The organism is Alkalisalibacterium limincola (genome assembly GCF_008017755.1).
In the GTDB taxonomy this organism is placed as follows: domain Bacteria; phylum Pseudomonadota; class Gammaproteobacteria; order Xanthomonadales; family Xanthomonadaceae; genus Alkalisalibacterium; species Alkalisalibacterium limincola.
Map to the genome: position 1 here is coordinate 215,422 of NZ_VRTS01000001.1, position 16,815 is coordinate 232,236.

Consider the following 16,815-nt stretch of genomic DNA (forward strand, 5'->3'; position numbering starts at 1 on the left):
CTCCCTCGCGCCTCGACGCGCCCCAGTCGATGGACGAGAACGCGAAAGGCGGCGTGAACCTGACACTCGCGAGCCCGGATCGTCACGGCACCGCTTGCCGCGGGGCTAAGCCGTGGCGTCAGAACGACGAGCCCGGCTGCTCGAGGAACGCCAGCTCGGCCGCGGTCGATTCGCGACCCAGGATGGCGTTGCGGTGCGGAAAACGCCCGAAGCGCTCGATCACCTCCAGGTGCCGGCGGGCGAAGTCCAGGAAACCGTCGAATGCCTCGCGGTCTTCCGGCGGCACCTGCGCGGCGAGCGCGGTGAAGCGCTCGACCGCCTCGCGCTGCAGCCCCAGGTCCTCGGCGTGCTCCAGCGGCAGGTAGGCGAAGACGCGCTGCACCGACCGCAGGGACTGGTCCCGGCCCGCATCCAGCCCCTCGCGGGCGATCTCCCTGGCCCGCGCATCGAATGCGAAGGCCCCCGGCGTTCCCCGATGGATGTTCCGCGGGAACTGGTCGGTGAGCACGATCAGTGCCAACCAGCCTTCGGGCGTGGCGCTCCACTGCGACAAGCGGCCATCGGCGGCCGCCTGGACCGCCGCTTCGAAGCGCTCCCGGATCCGGCGGTCGACCGCCTCGTCCTTGGACCACCACAATCCGGCCTGGCGTTGCGCAATGGCCCGATCGGGGCCGTCCATGTCGCCGAACCAGAACGCCAGGACCTCGTCGGGACCGATGCCCGGGTTGTCGATGTGCTGCTCAGCCATGCAGGGTCCCCATGTCGATGACGAAGCGGTAGCGCACGTCGCCCCGCTGCATGCGCTCGTACGCGGTGTTGACGTCCTTGATGTCGAGCATCTCGACATCGCAACTGATGCCATTTTCGGCGCAGAAGTCGAGCATTTCCTGCGTCTCCGGCAGTCCCCCGATCAGCGACCCCGACAACCGGCGCCGCGCGAACACCAGTGGGCCGGTCTGCAGGGGCGGGTCGGTGGGGGCCAGCATGCCGACCAGGATCAGGGTGCCGTCGCGCTTGAGCGCGTTCACGTAGGGATTGAGGTCGTGGGCGACGGGGACCGTGTCGAGGATGAAGTCGAAGCGTCCCGCGACGCCTTCCATCGCCGACTCGTCGGTCGACACGACGACCTCGTGCGCGCCGTGCTTCCTTGCCTCGTCCACCTTCGATGCCGAGCGGGTGAACAGGGTGACGTGCGCACCCAGTGCGCGGGCGAACTTCACGCCCATGTGGCCCAGGCCACCCATGCCGACCACGCCGACGCGATGCCCCTCGCCCACCCCGAACTGCTTGAGCGGCGAGTAGGTGGTGATGCCGGCGCACAGCAGTGGCGCGGCTGCCGCCGGATCCAGCGCCTCGGGCATGCGCAGCACGAAGCGGTCGCTCACGACGATGCGCTCGGAATAGCCGCCATAGGTGCGGCTGCCATCGTGGCGGTCCTCGCCGTTGTAGGTGGCGACCCAGCCCTTCTCGCAGTACTGCTCCAGCCCGTCGTTGCACGAGGCGCACTGCCGGCAGGAATCCACCAGGCAGCCAACGCCGACCCGGTCGCCCGGCGCGAAGCCCTGCACCTTGTCGCCGACGGAGACGACTCGGCCAACGATCTCGTGCCCCGGCACCACCGGATAGAACGTCATGCCCCAGTCGTTGTGCACGAAATGGATGTCGGTGTGGCAGATGCCGCAGTACTCGATGGCGATGACCACGTCGTCGGGGCGCGGGTCCCTGCGCTCGATCGAAAAGGGAGCGACACCGGACTCGGGGGACTGGGCGGCATAGGCGCGGACCTGGGACATGGTACGTACTCCTTCGCGGGGGGGCCTTGGAGTATCCCACCACCCGCGCTGGCGTGGCGGAATCACCCCCGGCATCCCGGTGCGCCCCGGTGTCGAATCGTGCGACGCTTGTTCGACCATCGATGGCCACCCCTCCCATGGAGGGAAACCCAATGGAGGCCGACGGATCATGAGCACGATCACACCGCGTCTGTGGTTCTACCCGCGGCCAGCGCGTCATGGCAGCTGCGATGCCGATGGGAAAGCTTGACCTGGCCACGCCCGAAGCCGCGTTCGAACGCAACGACTGAGCCCCCAACCCCACTCGCCGGACCGGGCCCGCTCGGCCAGGCACGCTCCAGGAGAAAGACGATGGACAAGGAAATCACGCTCTACACCAACCCCTGGTCACGCGGGGCGATCGCCCATTGGATGCTGGAAGAGGTGGGCGTGCCGTACCGCATCGAGGTGCTCGACTACAAGGGCCAGATGAAGACACCGCAGTACCTGGCGATCAACCCGATGGGCAAGGTTCCCGCCATCGTGCACGGGAATCGGGTCGTCACGGAAACCGCAGCGATCTGCGCATACCTTGCCGATGCGTTCCCCGAAGCCGGCCTGGCACCGCCGCCGGCGGAGCGCGCCGCCTACTACCGCTGGCTGTTCTTCGGGGCGGGCCCGATGGAGACGGCCCTGTCGCTGTCGGCCTGCGATTTCGAACCGACCCCCGAGCAGCAGATGCAGATGGGTTTCGGCACCAAGGCGCGGGTGCTCGACACCCTCGCCGACGCCCTTCGCGACCGCCGCCACATCGCCGGTGATCGATTCAGCGCGGCGGATGTCTACGTGGGTTCCTTCGTCGGATGGAGCATGCAGTTCGGCACCATCGACAAGCGGCCGGAATTCGTTGCGTACTGGGACGGGCTCAAGGACCGGCCGGCGCATCGACGCGTCGAGGAACAGACCGAGCGGATGGCCCCCCCGCCCGTTGCGCAGGAAACTTCGCAAGGCTGACGCGATGGGCTTGCGCCTCCGGGCAGCAACCGCCCTCACCGGGCGGGGAGCGATTTCTCATCGCGTTCAGCCAGATGGTTGGATGCTGACGGTCCAGACCCATGCCATGGAGGCAAGCCGATGAGGACCCTGTTGCTAGCGATGACCGCAGGCGCATGCATGAGCTTGGCCGCCTGCACCCCCGACCGCGAGGGCGAGATGGGACGCGTCGATCCGGCGACCCCGCCACCGGACGGAGTCACGGTGACCGTCGACGCCGCCGAGCGCGAGCGCCAGTACCGCGATGCCCTGGCGGCCTGCGCCGACGTGGAGCCCGCGCTCTCGCGCGAGCAGTGCGAGGCGGAGGCCCGAAGGGCGTACGAAGGCAGACCGGACGACAGGCGGACCAGCGCTAGTTGCGAGCCGGTCCGGCTGACAGACGGCATGCCGGCCTGGGAGCGCTGGCAGTTCGCCCGACCGTGAGTTCCAGCACATGCAGGCGGTGGGCGACCCGCGGGAAGCTGGTCGCCCCTCTCCACAGGATGCACGGCAATGGCAGGCACCGCCCCGGGCGCCCCCTCCCCGCCGCAACGCCGCTGGGTGCGCAACGAGATCCTGCCGCTGCTCCTGCTGCTGCTGCTCCTGGGCGCGGCGCGCTCCTCGTTCGCCAACCACTACCACGTGCCCTCCAGTTCCATGGAGCCGACGCTCGAGCCCGGCGACCGGGTCCTGGTGGACATGTCGGCCTATGGCCTGCGCCTGCCCTTCACCAAGATCCGGCCCTTCACTGCTTCACCGCCACGACCGGGCGATGTCGCGATCTTCGACTCCCCCAGCGATGGCGTGCTGATGATCAAGCGTGTCGTTGCGGTGGCGGGCGACCAGGTGGAGTTGTTCAGGGGCAGCCTGAGCATCAATGGCCAGCGGCTCGCCGGAGAGGTGCGCGCGGACACAGAGCACTTCGGCGATCGGGAGGTGCGCATCAAGCTCGACCGCGGGGGCGGCCCCGACATCATGCGCATGCAGGTCCCGGAAGGCCACGTGCTGGTCCTTGGCGACTACCGCGGCAACAGCGTGGACAGCCGCTACTACGGCCTGATCGCAACCAGCGAGTTGTACGGCCGCGCCACCCGCGTGTACTACCGGCGCAACGAGGGCTTCGTCTGGAGACCGCTTTGAAGCTGGCGCCTCAGGGACCGTGTCCGGCGTCCCCGCCCTCGACCTCGATCGCATCCACCGGACCGTCGAAGGCGATGAACAGCACGCAATCGGGACCCGGCGCGCACTCGCCTTCATGCGGAAGTCCCGCCGGGCCGTAGGCGTACATCCCTGGCGTGAGATCGATCGGATCGTGCCCGTCGTAGGTGATGCGAAGCCTCCCTGAGACCAGCGTCATGCGCTCGGCCGCCGTGTGCCTGTGTCGCGCGATGGAAGCTCCCCCGGGGACCCGGAAGAAGATATCGGCATCGCTGCCGTCGGGGTCGCCGTGCAGCACCACCAGCGCGCAGCCCTCCGGCAGGAACTCCGGGCACGGCCCCCACTCCAGCGACGGATCGTCGTGGGCCCACGCCAACGCCCGGGCCTGGCCATTCACGGGCTCCGTGTCCTGGGCGCGCGCCTGCCCCGTTGCGAGAGCGGCTGCGGTGACGGATATCAGTATGAGCGAACGCATGGTGGCCTCCTGTACGACGGACGTCGGCGGATCAGTGCATACGCATGTCCTGTCCAACGCAGGAACCCTGGAATCCGGCCAGCAACCCGGGCGATGGCGGTCAGCCCGCGCCCATCGACTGGGTGCCGCGGGAGGCGCGCAGCAGGCGACCCATCATCGACCTGAGCGCCAACGGCTTGAGCGGCTTGTGCAGCAGTTGGCAGCCGGCGGCCACGGCGGCATCACGAACGGCCTGGCTGTGATCGGCGGTGATCAGGATGGCATCGAGATGGCCCAGCTCGCCCCTGAGGCGTGCCAGCACATCCAGTCCCGTCTGGTCGTCATCCAGATGGTAGTCCAGCAACACGAGGTCGGGCCGCTGCTGGCCGGCCAGTGACAGCGCGGCATCCCCCTCTGCGGCAGCCAGAACCTCGCAGCCCCACCCGTGCAGCAGCGCACGCATCCCGGCCAGCACGCCGGGGTCGTTGTCGACGACCAGCACGCGGGCCATCGGCGGGGCATCGGCAGGGTCGCTCGTTCGCGGCTGTGGTCGCACCACCGGATCGGTGCGCGGCACCTCGATCTCGAACACCGTTCCCTTCCCGACATTCGAGCGCAGCCGGATCGGGTGCCTCAGCAGGCGTGCGATTCGCTCGGCAATGGCCAGGCCCAGGCCCAGGCCCTGCCCGCCACGCGCCAGGCGACGGAATTCCTCGAAGATCAAGCCCTGGTCGGCCTCGGCGATGCCGGGCCCGGTATCCCATACCTGCAGCAGCAGGCGCCCCCCCTGTCTGCGCACCCCCAGCAGGATCCGGCCGTGCTGCGTGTAGCGCACGGCGTTGGCGAGGAAGTTCTGCAGCACCCGTCGCAGCAGTTGCGGATCACTGCGGATCCACGCCCGGCTCTGCACGCAACGCAGCTCCAGCCCCTTCTCGCGCGCAAGCACGCCGAACTCCGCAGCCAGGTGCTGCAGCACCTCGTCCAGCCCGAAGGCCTGCACCCTGGGATTCATTCCGCCGGCGTCGAGGCGGCTGATGTCGAGCAGTCCCGACAGGAGGCCTTCAGCGGAACCCAGCGCGCCATCCACATGCCGGACCGCATCGGCCTGCTCGGCCGTGCTGGACTGTTGCCCAAGCGCATGGGTAAACAAGCGCGCGGCATTGATGGGCTGTGCGAGATCGTGGCTGACCGCCGCCAGGAAACGGCTCTTGGCCTGGTTCGCACGCTCGGCGGCGACACTGGCGCGGGCGAGCTCGGCGGTGCGCTCCCCGACCCGCTGTTCCAGGGTCTCGGCCACCAGCTTGAGCTCCGATTCGGCATGGCGGAACGCGGTGACGTCGGTGAACGTCGCCACGAAGCCGCCGCCGGGCATCGGGTTGCCGCGGATCTCGACGATGGTGCCATCGGGAAAGCGGCGTTCCGACAAATGGGGCGTGCCCGCACGCATGTGCGAGAGACGCTTCTCCACGTGGCCGGCGATGTCGTCGCCGGGCTGGTGGCGTTGCAGCGCATGGGCGGCCAGTTCGGCCACCGGCCGCCCGACCCGGAGCAATTCGTCCGGAAAGCCGAACAGTTCCGCATAGCGACTGTTCCAGGCCACCAGTCGCAGTTCGCGATCAACCACGCTGATGCCCTGGCTCATGTTTTCCAGCGCCGCCTCCAGCACCCGCTGGTTGAAGCGCAGGGCCTGCGATGCCTCGCCCACGATGGTGGCCACGGTGTCCAGATCGCCACTGTCCTCGCGTCGCGCGGCATCCAGCAGCAGTCGCGAAGAGGCGGCACCCAGCACTGCCGACAGCTCGCGCTCCACCCGGGCCTGCACCTCCGGCGTCACCGGACCCGGTGCCACCGGGTCGAGCAAGGCTTCCACGCGCCCCGGCGGAAGGAAGCGGGCGCCCACGTCCCTGAGCACCCGCGCATCCAGCTGGCCCGATGCGCCGCGCTTGGGCGTGCCGCGCCAGCTCGCCCACAGCAGCGTCGCGACGACGCTGGCCACGATGCTCAGGGTCACGGCCCGCCCCAGCCTGCCCCAGCCGGTCAGCCCGGCCAGCTGGTCGGGCGCCAGCCAGGCCAAACCCAGCGGACCTTCCGCCAGCCAGGCCGGCGAGGTCCCAGTCGCGTCGAGGTACGCCGGCAGCAACAGCGCCCAGCACCACACCACCACGCCGGCCACCACGCCGGCCAGGACCGCCCGGGGCGGCGTGAGCGGACGCCAGATCGCGAACGCGACCGCCGGTGCGATCGTGGCCAGGGACGAAAACGAGATCGCACCGATGTCGGCCAGGGCCTCGCTGCCGCCGATCGCACGGCTGTAGCCCCAGGCCAGGAGCACCAGGGCGAAGATGACGAAACGGCGCTGCACCAGCACGTCGCCGCGCAGGTTGCGGCCGGACTGGCGGGCCCAGCCGCTGCGCACCAGCAGGGGCGCCAGCCAGTGGTTGCCCACCATCAGGCTCAGCGCCAGGGTGCCGATGATCACCATGCCCGTGGCGGCGCTCAGTCCGCCCAGGAACGCCACCAGGGCCAGGCCCTCGCGGCCTTCGGCCAATGGCAGGGCCAGCACGTAGAGGTCAGACGGCACGCCCAGCGGGCCCAGCAACGCGTCACCGGCACGGGCCAGCGGCAGGATCGGCAGTGAGATCAGCACCAGGTAGACGGGGAAGAGCCAGCGCGCGGTCCGCAGGTGGGCGGGATTGCGGCATTCCACGATCCCGACATGGAACTGGTGCGGCAGCATGAACATCGCCAGCGCGCCGAGGACGATCAACGGGATGAATCCCTGGGTGACGCGCTCAGGCGCCGCCGCGGCCGCCGCCGCGACCGCCTCGGGTGCAATGTCGAGGCCGAACCAGACGAACCATCCCAGGGCCAGCATCGCGCCCAGCTTCAGGATGGACTCCACGGCGATCGCCAGCACCATGCCCCGGTTGTGCTCGGCCGCCGATGCGCTGCGCGTGCCGAACAGCACGGCGAACGCGCCCATGGCCAGGGCCACGTAGAGCGCGCTGTCCTGCCACGGCGGCGGCGACAGCTCCGATGCGCGCGTGAGCAGGCCGTAACTCATCGCCACCGCCTGCAGCTGCAACGCGATGTAGGGAAGCATGCCCAGCACCGCCACCAGCGTGATTACCGCCGCCAGCCAGCTGTCGCGGCCCAGCCGCGTGGCGACCAGGTCGGCAAGCGAGGTCGAGTTGTGCTCGCGGGCAAGCCGCACCAGCTTGAGCAGCAGGCCCAAGCCGAACACGTAGAGCATGATCGCGCCGATGAAGGTCGGCGGGATCGGCCAGCCCGAGCGGGTCGCCTGGGTGACCGTGCCGTAGAAGGTCCAGGAGGTGCAGTGCACCGCCAACGACAGGCCATAGACCCAGGCCCAGCGACCGGCGAACAGGTCGGCGCGTCGCTCGCCCCAGACCGCGGCGGCGAACAGCAGACCCAGCCACAGCAAGCCTGCGGCGATGACCATCGTGTCAGTCAACATCCCGGCCCCTGGCCAATCCTCCGCGCCCTGCCCGGGCACGCCGCCCGATCCGGCCAGAGCATACGCGACGGACGCGGGAGCGGGCCGTTTCCGGCGGCGGGTGCGGAAAAGAAAACACCGGGCCGATGGATCGGCCCGGTGGGGAAACGCGGCACGGATGCCGCCTCAAACGGGCGTGGACCCTCAGAACGAATAGCGGGCCGACAGGCTGACCTGGCGCGGCGCGCCGTAGAAGCCGGTCAGGACACCGAGCGCGGGGATGTTGTAGCCCGTGGTGCGGTATTCCCTGTCGGTCAGGTTGCTGCCCTGCAGCGCGAACTGCCAGTCGCGTCCGGTGTCCCAGATGACGCCAGCCCCCAGCAGCCCGTAACCGGACTGGGTGATCGCAGGGCTCAGGTCGGTGGTCGGGATGACCTCGGACTGGTAGCTGTAGGTGCCGCGGAAGCGAAGCTCGCCGCCGGCCGCCAGCGGCAGGCTGTACTGGAGGTTGAGCGCACCGGAGAACTCCGGGGCATTGGTGAACTTCTGCGATCCCGAGATATCGACGCCCTGGAAGATGTACTCGTCGTACTTCGCGTCGAGGAAGGCGAGGTTACCGGTAATGGAGAAGCGCTCGGTCGGCAGGATCTGGTACTCGACCTCCACGCCCTGCACGGTGCCCTTGCCGGCGTTGGTGAAGTCGCCGAAGAACGCGTCCTCGACGCCATCGCCGTTGGAGTCGTAGGCGGTGAAGGTCGAGAGCTGGATGTCCTGGTACTTGTTGTAGAAGTAGGCCAGGTTGAGGAAGGCGCGGTTGTCCATGAACGCCATCTTCGAGCCGATCTCGAAGCTGTCGACCTTCTCGTCGGCGAACGGCTCCGCCGAACGCGGCACCGCCACGGTCTGGGCGCGGATGTTGAAGCCACCGGACTTGAAGCCGCGCGAGAGGACGCCGTAGAGCAGGATGTCGTCGGTGACGCGGTAGTCGAGCGAGAGCTTGGGCGAGAAGTTGGAGATCTTCAGCGAGTCGTTGAAGTCCGCGACCACCGCGATCGGGGTGGTGTAGGTGGCGTCGGAGTAGCCGCGGTTGAGCACGTCCGCGCGCTTGGTCTCCTCGGTCCAGCGCAGGCCGGCGTTGAGGCTCCAGCGATCGCCCAGGTCGAAGATCCAGTCGCCGTACACCGCCACGCTCTCGGTCTCGACCTCGCCCTGGGTGTCGCCGAAGAGCAGCCCGAAGAAATTGTTGAGCACCTGGCCGCCGGCCTTGCCATCAAAATAGTAGATGCCCATGACGCCACGGTGCGCGCCGCCGGCGTCGTAGCTCGCCTGCAGTTCCTGGCTGAACTGGCTGTCGCTGTAGAACGCCTTCACGTCCGCCAGGGTGGCCTGCAGGTTGTCGAAGTCGATGTTGGTCTCGGTGTCGGACTCGCGGTGGGCGGTGATCGACTTGAAGCTCCAGGCGTTGCCCGGATACCAGGAGGCCGTCACGCTGGCACCCGACATCGTGGTGTCGTTGATGTTGGGCATGCCGCTGCGCACGTCGTAGCGGCTGTCGAGCGGCAGCTCGGTCGGCGAGAACGGGTTCGCCGCCAGCATCTTGGAGCCACGCACGCCGCTGCCGTCGTCCATGTAGTCGGCCGAGAGCTGCACGTCGAAGGTGTCGCTGGGGAACAGGCCGATGCTGAAGCGGGTCGCGAAGATGCTCTTGTCGCTCACGTCCTGGCCGGTGACGATGTTCTCGCCGAAGCCGTCGCGGTTGAGCGAGGCGACCGCCAGCCGGGCGCGCACCACCTCGTTGACCGGCCCGCCGACCGCCCCCTGGAAGTCCGCCTGGTTGTAGTTGCCGAGCGTCAGCTTGCCGTAGCCCTCGGGCTGCGTGGGCAGCGGCCGCGAGATGTACTTGATCGCGCCGCCAATCGTGTTCTTGCCGTACAGCGTGCCTTGCGGGCCGCGCAGCACCTCCACGCCGGCGACGTCGAACACGTCCAGCAACGCGCCCTGGGGACGGGCGATGTAGACGTCGTCGAGGTAGATGCCGACGCCGGGATCCACGCCCCACAGCGGGTCGGCCTGGCCCACGCCGCGGATGTAGGCGGTGATGGTCGAGGACGAGCCACGTGCGGCGTAGACGGTCAGGTTCGGCACGTGCACGCCGATATCGCCCATGTCGTTGATGTCGAAGGTGTCGAGCACCTCCGGGGTGAACGCCGTCACCGCGACGGGCACGTCCTGGAGTGTTTCCTCGCGGCGACGCGCGGTCACCGCGATGGCGTCGAGCCGCGTGGCGGAGGCCCCGGTCTCGGGTGCGTCCTGCTCCTGGGCCTGGGCGGAGGCGGCAGCTGCCAGGCCCAGTGCCAGCCCGAGGGCGACGTGGATCGAAAGACTCAGTGACGTGCGCTTCATGGGCTCCCCTTGCGATGCGTGGTGTTCGGATTGCCACGAAGACTAGGCGTGTGAAGGCCGCTTAACACTTGTACGTAAGTACAGTGCCGGCCGCCGGGAGCGACCGGGATACTCGACCGCGACGTTTCACCGCCGCAAGGAACTCCATGCTCAGCCTGATCGGGCTCATCGGTGCCCTCGTCCTGTTGATCGTCCTGACGATCCGGGGCATGAACCTGTTCATCGCCACGCCGCTGTGCGCACTCATCGTCGCGCTCACCAGCGGCCTGCCGCTGCTGCCACCGCTGGCCGCCGAGGGCCAGGGCGACCTGGTGAGCGCCTACATGAGCGGGTTCACAAGCTTCGTGGCGGCCTGGTTCTTCATGTTCCTGCTCGGGTCGATCTTCGGGAAGCTGATGGAGGACACCGGTGCCGCGGATTCGGTCGCGCGCTGGGTGATCTCGCATATCGGCCCCAAGCGCGCGGCACTGGCGGTGGTGCTGGCCTGCGCGATCCTGACCTACGGCGGCGTGAGCCTGTTCGTGGTCGCGTTCTCGGTCTACCCCACCGCCCTGGCGCTGTTCCGCGTGGCCGACCTGCCGCGGCGCTTCATACCGGCCACGCTGGCCTTCGGTTCGGTCACCTTCACGATGACCTCGGCGGGTTCGCCGGAGATCCAGAACTGGATCCCGATCCAGTACCTCGGAACCTCGCCCTGGGCGCCTGGCAGGCCAGCCTGGTCACCGCGATCTTCATGGCGGGACTGGGCTACTGGTGGCTGGTATGGATGCTGCGCCGCGCCGCGGCGCGTGGCGAAGGCTTCCAGGCGCGCGACGGCGACCCGACCGAGACCCGCGAGTCACTGCCGGCACCGTGGAAGGCGCTGGTGGGGCCTGCGCTGGTGCTGCTGGTCTCGTTCGCGTTCCACGACACGCTGGGCACTTCGGCGCTGATCCTCGCGCTGCTGGCCGGCTGCATGGGCACCGTCGTGATGTGCTGGCGGTTCAAGCGCGACAGCAACCGCGCCCTCGCCGAAGGCAGCACCGGCGCGTTGATCGCGATCGGCAACACCGCGGCCGTGGTCGGCTTCGGCGCCGTAGCCAAGGCCGCTCCGGCGTTCATGGGCGCGGTCGACTGGCTGACCGCGCTGCCCAATGCCGGCGTGGCCACGGCGGCGATCGCCGTCAGCCTGATCGCGGCGATGACCGGTTCGGCGTCGGGCGGCCAGGCCATCGCGCTGCCCCTGCTGGCACCGGGCTTCCTCGCCTCGGGCGTGGATGCCAACCAGTTGCACCGTTCCGTCGCGATCTCCTCGGGCGTGCTCGACTCGATGCCGCACAACGGCTACGTGGTCACCACGATCCGCGCGATCTGCAACGAGACCCACAAGGCCGCCTACGGGCCCATGGCGATCCTGACCGTCGTGGTGCCGGGACTGGGACTGGCCCTGTGCCTGGTGCTGTTCGCGCTCGGGATGTAGCCGCTACTCGACCCGCACCGCGCTGTAGCCGGAGAAATGCACGCGGGGCGGGCTGCCATTGCGCTCCTCGAAGCGCATCCGGTCGCCAAGTCCCGGGCCGAGCCCGGGTATGCGGTAGTAGCCGCCCCCCTCGGGAACCAGGGGCATGTCCAGTGACGCACGGATCGGCCCACCGCGCGCGGTGAACTGAAGGCGCAGCAGGTCGTCCTCGTGCACCAGGTCCACCTCGCGGACGCGACCACGCTCGAGCAGCGCGTCGTCCTGCTCGATGCGGTAGGTCCCAGCCCAGCGGGCGGCATCGGGCCCCGAACTTGCGTCCTCCAGTGCCGAACCGATGATGAAGCTCCGGCCGCGGCTACCCTGCACGAGCAGGAGCCGCCGGTCGCCATCGCGCACGGGCCTGATCGCGATGCGGTCCAGCGCCTGCAGCCCGAGCGGGATGCGCAGCACGCGCAGACGTGGCCGGAACCAGCCATCCCCGCGCGGCTCGCCCGAGAACCGCCACCCCAGCCAGCGTACGTCGAGCACCCCGTCCACGTCCTCCACCTCGACCAGCCCGCCGAAGGAGGCATAGCGTGCCGCGGGCACGTCCGGCTGCAGCCCCTCCGGGAGCGGCAGGCGGGATGGCAGCTGCTCGCGGGAGGGACGTTGGGCCAGCCCGGGCAGGCGCGATGCCAGCAGAGCGTCGAACGCGTGGTCGAGCAGGTCCTCGAGCGCGCGGTCCGCCTCGCCGAAGTTCGCCATCGCAACCACCGCCACCCGGTGCTGCGGTGAAACCCGCACGCTGGCGTGGCTGGCGGGGAAGTTCGACGCCAGACGGGCCACCGGGCCCACGCCGGGGCGCGGGTCGCCCTCGAGCTGGAAGGCCAGCGCGGAGCGCTGCCCGAGGTCGGGCCGGGCCTCGCGGTTCTGCGCCTGGTAGAGACGATCCAGCGAGGCCTGCGGCAGCCAGTCGGGCCGGGCGTCGGGAAGCACGGCCGCCACATAGGCGGCCAGCTGGTCCAGGCTCGAGGCCAGGCCCAGGGCCGAGCGCTCCCGGGCGACGCGCGCCGGTTCCTCGCGGCCGCGCGAGTACAGCGGGCCGGTCACGTCCCCGGCGTGCAGCAAGGGCGCGAGTCCAAGCGGACCGGTGACCTCGCGCTCCATCAGGGCGGCCACCGACAGGCCCTGCTGCCGCGCCATGTGGCGGGCAACCCACTCGACCGCGAGGGTGGAACGCGAGGCGGAAACTCCGGGACGGTCGAGCAGGTACAGCGGTGGCAACTCCATCGCTCCCTTGCCGTCCACGTCGCTGGCCTCGACGTACATTCCGTTGAGTCGCACACCGATCACGCCGGAATGATGGCTCAGCACCTGGCGGATGTTGGGCACTGCCTCGCCCAGTCCCCGGTCGTCGATGTCCGCGCCGTACAGCGGGGCTTCCAGGTCGAGCGCTCCCGCGTGCTCCAGGCGCAGGGCCAAGCCGGCCAGGTAGAGCTCGCCCAGCTCTCCGAGAGGCATGGGGCGCGCACTGTCGAAGGGCAGGCCCCTGCCCCGCTCCGCCTCGCCCCAGGTGCCTGTCCACACGACCCGGTCATCGACCAGCAGGCTGATCCCGAAACCGACATGCCGGCCGCGACGCACGATCGCGCCGGCCTCGCGCTCGAGCTGTTCGAGCGTCGCGGAGTCCAGCACTTGACCGGTGTCCGGCGCGCCTCCGGCCTGGAAAGGCAGGGCCAGCGCGCACCACAGCAGGACACTTGTACGCATCATCGGTTCCGGGGCATAAAGCACGAGTAGGCCACCGGGCACATGAAAGCCCCGTGCAAGGTGGCAGCGCATCGACGCCATTCGGGGAGCAGCGGCATGGACGTGGACCTCAGCCCGGTCTGGCGTGACCGGCTCGTGCAGGCCTGGCAGGAACGACATCCGGGTGTGGACGTCACCGCCACCGCCGTCTCCTCGCCCCTGCAGGGCTACATTCCCCGCGACGGCACACTGCCCCCGCCGGCACCGCCCCCTCCGGGCCCCACGCCGCCCGGGCGGATTCCCCGCGACGGCACCTCGCCCGGGCCCGGGCACCCGCCCCCCCGGATTCGGGCTGACCCGCGCATGCGCGAGGGCAGCAGCGCGCCGCTTGCCGTGCGGGTGCTGGCGAAGATGGGTTACGGACACAGCCCCCAGGACCTGGCGGATTTCACGGCCGGGGGCGGCAGCGATGCCGCGCGCTTGCAGGCCTGGATCGAGCGCCAGCTCGACTGGGCTTCGATCGACGACGGCGCGGTCGAGGCGCGACTGGCGGCGGGTGGATACCAGACCCTGGGCAAGAGCCTGCCCCAGCTGTGGTCCGACCATGTCCGCAACGACCCGTCCTACACCCTGCGAATGCAACCGGCTTTCGAAACCCAGCGGGCCGCCTTCGTGCGAGCGGTCCACTCACGCCGACAGCTGCGTGAGCTGATGGTGGAGTTCTGGCACAACCACTTCAACGTGTTCGGCACCGACTTTTCCATCGGCCCGGTGCTGGTGCACTACGACCGCGACGTGATCCGCGCCAATGCGATGGGCAACTTCCGCGACATGCTCGAGGCGGTCGCCCGATCCACGGCAATGCTGTACTACCTGGACAACATCTCCAACACGCGCAACGGTCCCAACGAGAACTTCGCCCGCGAGCTCCTGGAGCTGCACACCCTGGGTGCCGAGAACTACCTGGGCCTGATGAACCCGTTCGAAGTGCCGCCCGACCCCATCGACCCGAACTATCCGGTCGGCTATACCGACATCGACGTCTACGAGACCGCTGCCGCCTTCACCGGCTGGAGCGCGCGCAACGGGCACTGGCAGTACCCCGGCGAGAACGACGGCACTTTCGTCTACCGTGCGGCCTGGCACGACCAGGGCCCGAAGTTCGTACTGGGGATGTTCCTGTATCCCGAACAGCCGGCGTTGCAGGACGGGCACGACGTGCTTGACCGCCTGGCCAGCCACCCGGGCACGGCGCGCTTCGTGTGCCGCAAGCTGGTGCGCCGGCTCGTCGCCGACACGCCCCCCGAGGCACTGGTGAACAGTGCGGCCCAGGTGTTCCGCCAGCATTGGCGCAGCCCGGACCAGATCGCGCGCGTGCTCCGCCACATCCTGGGCTCCGAGCACTTCCTCCAGGCGTGGGGACACAAGCAGCGCCGACCGTTCGAAGTGGTCGTCGCCGCGATGCGCGCGATCGGTACCGACTTCACGATGCGCCTGGGCAACCCGGCGTCCAACGACCTGATGTGGCTGTACGGCTTCACCGGCCACGCGCCCTTCGCCTGGCCGGCACCCAACGGCTATCCCGACACCGCCTCGGCCTGGAACGGCAGCAATGCACTGGCGATGAGCTGGCGGGTCCTCAACCACCTGCCCGAACGCCAGGACGGCGAGGCGCCGATCCTGCCGGTGGTCGCGATCAGTCGAAGCCAGGTGCCCAACTGGACCGCCAGCGCACTGGTGGACTTCTGGACCGCCCGCATCCTCCGGCGACCGCTTGCCTCATCGCGACGCCAGTCGCTGCTGCAGTTCATGGCGCAGAACGGCGACCCGCGGACCTACGTGATCACCGACACCGACAGTTGGGCGGCGGGCGACCTCAAGCGCCACTACAACCACCAGCGCCTGCGGACGTTGGTGTCGCTGCTGCTGGCTTCCCCTGAATTCTTCGAGCGTTGAGGGACCGACGATGAATGCGATGACCCTCACCCGACGTGGCTTCATCAAGGCCTGCGGCGCCGCCGCCCTGGTCGGCGCCGGTGGCATACGCCTCGCCTATGGCGCGCCGGATGCGAACGCGGAGAACGACACCCTTGTCGTGATCTACCTGCGTGGCGGGATCGACGGGCTCAACCTCGTCGTACCGCTCGACGGCGCCGACCGGGGCCACTACGAGGAGGCGCGGCCCACGCTGAGGATCGCCACCTCGGGCGCCTTCGCCGCCCTGCCCCTGAGCCTGGCGGGGGGCGTGGCCAGTGGCTTCGGATTGCACCCTTCCGCTTCCGGGCTGCACGACATCTGGCTGGACCAGCGCATGGCGGTGGTCCACGCCTGCGGCCTGTCCACGGTGGCCTCGCGCAGCCATTTCGACGCCCAGCTCTACACCGAGCTGGGCACGCCCGGCCAGACCGCCACCGGCCAGGGGTGGATGACGCGAGCGTGGCAGACCGACGCCGCGTTCGGCGGTCCCGATGTCCTTCCGGCCCTGGCCGTGGGTGCCAACACCCCCAACAGCCTGCTGGGTGCGAATGATGCGATCACGATGGCCAGCCCGGGAGACTTCTCGCTCAACCGGGGCGCCCACGCCTGGCAACGCACGCGCGTGGACTCGCCCGCCGGGCTGCGCGGGTTCAACGAGGTCCTGGCCGAACAATGGGCGGGCCCCCAGCCCCTGCAACGGGCCGGCCAGCGTGCACACCTGTCGCTGACGACCGTCGAGGCGCTGGGCTACCAGTCCAATCCGCCGGCGGGATATCCGACCACGACCTTCGCGCGCCAGCTGTTCACCATCGCCCAGTCGATCCGGTTCGAGATGGGGCTTCGCTATGCCGCGGTGGACATCGGTGGCTGGGACACCCACGACGGCCAGGGCACGGCGGGAACCGGCTACCACTACTACCAGAACAAGATCGCCGAACTGTCCGCCGCGATCGCCGCGTTCCACGAGTACCTTGCCGCCAGCGGCCACATCGGCCGGACCACCGTGGTGCTGCAGTCGGAGTTCGGACGCCGTGTTCGCGAGAACGGGAACCGCGGCACCGACCACGGCTATGGCAACCCGATGCTGGTCCTGGGGGGGCCGGTCAACGGCCGCCGGTTCTATGGCAACTGGCCCGGCCTGGCGCCCGAGACGCTGTCGCCGACCTTCGGTGACATTCCGGTGACCACCGACTCGCGCAACGTGCTGGCGGAGATACTGGAACGACGCATGGGCAACGGCCAGCGCACGGCGGTGTTCCCGGGGAGCTGGGCCTATGCCCCGCTCGGCATCGTCCAGTCCGGTGCCGCCGCCAACGCCGCATCCAGGGCAGCCGGCAGCGGAGCCCGGAGCACCGTACTGCGTCGCTGACCGGCG

General features: G+C 69.4%; 13 protein-coding genes. 7 read left to right on the forward strand and 6 right to left on the reverse strand.

Features of this window, described 5'->3' with window-relative positions:
• Positions 1–118: 118 nt before the first annotated feature.
• Positions 119–748, reverse strand: coding sequence for a DUF924 family protein (locus FU658_RS00965; protein WP_147890395.1), 630 nt, complete (start codon positions 746–748; stop codon positions 119–121).
• Positions 741–1,793 (reverse strand): NAD(P)-dependent alcohol dehydrogenase, encoded by a 1,053-nt coding sequence (locus tag FU658_RS00970; RefSeq protein WP_147890396.1) that lies wholly within the window; start codon positions 1,791–1,793, stop codon positions 741–743. The genes FU658_RS00965 and FU658_RS00970 overlap by 8 nt, the downstream gene beginning before the upstream one ends.
• Positions 1,794–2,144: 351 nt before the next feature.
• Here FU658_RS00970 and FU658_RS00975 point away from each other — a divergent pair, with 351 nt between their 5' ends.
• The 3 genes from FU658_RS00975 to lepB all read left to right on the forward strand — a co-directional run bounded on the left by FU658_RS00975 (position 2,145) and on the right by lepB (position 3,944).
• Positions 2,145–2,786 carry a glutathione S-transferase family protein gene (locus FU658_RS00975; protein ID WP_147890397.1) on the forward strand — a complete coding sequence of 214 codons (642 nt, stop codon included), beginning with the start codon at positions 2,145–2,147 and terminating at the stop codon, positions 2,784–2,786.
• Between the two features lie 159 nt (positions 2,787–2,945).
• Positions 2,946–3,248: a hypothetical protein gene (locus tag FU658_RS00980; RefSeq protein WP_147890398.1), complete on the forward strand. Its 303-nt coding sequence runs from the start codon at positions 2,946–2,948 to the stop codon at positions 3,246–3,248.
• A gap of 69 nt (positions 3,249–3,317) precedes the next feature.
• On the forward strand, positions 3,318–3,944 hold the full coding sequence (lepB, locus tag FU658_RS00985) for a signal peptidase I (RefSeq protein WP_147890399.1): 627 nt from the start codon (positions 3,318–3,320) through the stop codon (positions 3,942–3,944).
• A 10-nt stretch (positions 3,945–3,954) separates the two neighbouring features.
• Here lepB and FU658_RS00990 read toward each other — a convergent pair whose 3' ends face one another.
• The 3 genes from FU658_RS00990 to FU658_RS01000 all read right to left on the reverse strand — a co-directional run bounded on the left by FU658_RS00990 (position 3,955) and on the right by FU658_RS01000 (position 10,276).
• Complete coding sequence (locus tag FU658_RS00990) at positions 3,955–4,359, reverse strand: cupin domain-containing protein (RefSeq protein ID WP_187265843.1); 405 nt, start codon at positions 4,357–4,359, stop codon at positions 3,955–3,957.
• 178 nt (positions 4,360–4,537) lie between these two features.
• Complete coding sequence (locus FU658_RS00995) at positions 4,538–7,894, reverse strand: hybrid sensor histidine kinase/response regulator (protein WP_147890401.1); 3,357 nt, start codon at positions 7,892–7,894, stop codon at positions 4,538–4,540.
• A gap of 183 nt (positions 7,895–8,077) precedes the next feature.
• Positions 8,078–10,276, reverse strand: coding sequence for a TonB-dependent receptor (locus FU658_RS01000; protein WP_147890402.1), 2,199 nt, complete (start codon positions 10,274–10,276; stop codon positions 8,078–8,080).
• Positions 10,277–10,422: 146 nt separating this feature from the next.
• On the opposite strand from FU658_RS01000, the gene FU658_RS14610 reads away from it, so the two are divergent.
• Positions 10,423–11,208: a GntP family permease gene (locus tag FU658_RS14610; protein WP_222708328.1), complete on the forward strand. Its 786-nt coding sequence runs from the start codon at positions 10,423–10,425 to the stop codon at positions 11,206–11,208.
• The gene (locus tag FU658_RS14615) at positions 11,142–11,735 is read left to right on the forward strand and encodes a hypothetical protein (protein ID WP_222708329.1); all 594 of its coding nucleotides are present in this window, start codon (positions 11,142–11,144) and stop codon (positions 11,733–11,735) included. The genes FU658_RS14610 and FU658_RS14615 overlap by 67 nt, the downstream gene beginning before the upstream one ends.
• Positions 11,736–11,738: 3 nt before the next feature.
• On the opposite strand, the gene FU658_RS01010 is transcribed toward FU658_RS14615, so the two are convergent.
• Complete coding sequence (locus tag FU658_RS01010) at positions 11,739–13,484, reverse strand: serine hydrolase domain-containing protein (protein WP_187265844.1); 1,746 nt, start codon at positions 13,482–13,484, stop codon at positions 11,739–11,741.
• 96 nt (positions 13,485–13,580) lie between these two features.
• Between FU658_RS01010 and FU658_RS01015 the strand changes: the two genes are divergently transcribed.
• Entirely contained in the window at positions 13,581–15,419 is a 1,839-nt protein-coding gene (locus tag FU658_RS01015) for a DUF1800 domain-containing protein (RefSeq protein ID WP_187265845.1), read from the forward strand.
• Between the two features lie 10 nt (positions 15,420–15,429).
• Positions 15,430–16,809 carry a DUF1501 domain-containing protein gene (locus tag FU658_RS01020; protein WP_147890718.1) on the forward strand — a complete coding sequence of 460 codons (1,380 nt, stop codon included), beginning with the start codon at positions 15,430–15,432 and terminating at the stop codon, positions 16,807–16,809.
• Positions 16,810–16,815 lie beyond the last annotated feature (6 nt).

Bases quoted from the DNA above. Each gene is read 5' to 3' on its own strand.
- FU658_RS00965 (WP_147890395.1), bottom strand. From the start codon at position 748: ATGGCTGAGCAGCACATCGACAACCCGGGCATCGGTCCCGACGAGGTC.
- FU658_RS00970 (WP_147890396.1), bottom strand. From the start codon at position 1,793: ATGTCCCAGGTCCGCGCCTATGCCGCCCAGTCCCCCGAGTCCGGTGTC.
- FU658_RS00975 (WP_147890397.1), top strand. From the start codon at position 2,145: ATGGACAAGGAAATCACGCTCTACACCAACCCCTGGTCACGCGGGGCG.
- FU658_RS00980 (WP_147890398.1), top strand. From the start codon at position 2,946: ATGAGCTTGGCCGCCTGCACCCCCGACCGCGAGGGCGAGATGGGACGC.
- lepB (WP_147890399.1), top strand. From the start codon at position 3,318: ATGGCAGGCACCGCCCCGGGCGCCCCCTCCCCGCCGCAACGCCGCTGG.
- FU658_RS00995 (WP_147890401.1), bottom strand. From the start codon at position 7,894: ATGTTGACTGACACGATGGTCATCGCCGCAGGCTTGCTGTGGCTGGGT.
- FU658_RS01000 (WP_147890402.1), bottom strand. From the start codon at position 10,276: ATGAAGCGCACGTCACTGAGTCTTTCGATCCACGTCGCCCTCGGGCTG.
- FU658_RS14610 (WP_222708328.1), top strand. From the start codon at position 10,423: ATGCTCAGCCTGATCGGGCTCATCGGTGCCCTCGTCCTGTTGATCGTC.
- FU658_RS01010 (WP_187265844.1), bottom strand. From the start codon at position 13,484: ATGCGTACAAGTGTCCTGCTGTGGTGCGCGCTGGCCCTGCCTTTCCAG.
- FU658_RS01015 (WP_187265845.1), top strand. From the start codon at position 13,581: ATGGACGTGGACCTCAGCCCGGTCTGGCGTGACCGGCTCGTGCAGGCC.
- FU658_RS01020 (WP_147890718.1), top strand. From the start codon at position 15,430: ATGAATGCGATGACCCTCACCCGACGTGGCTTCATCAAGGCCTGCGGC.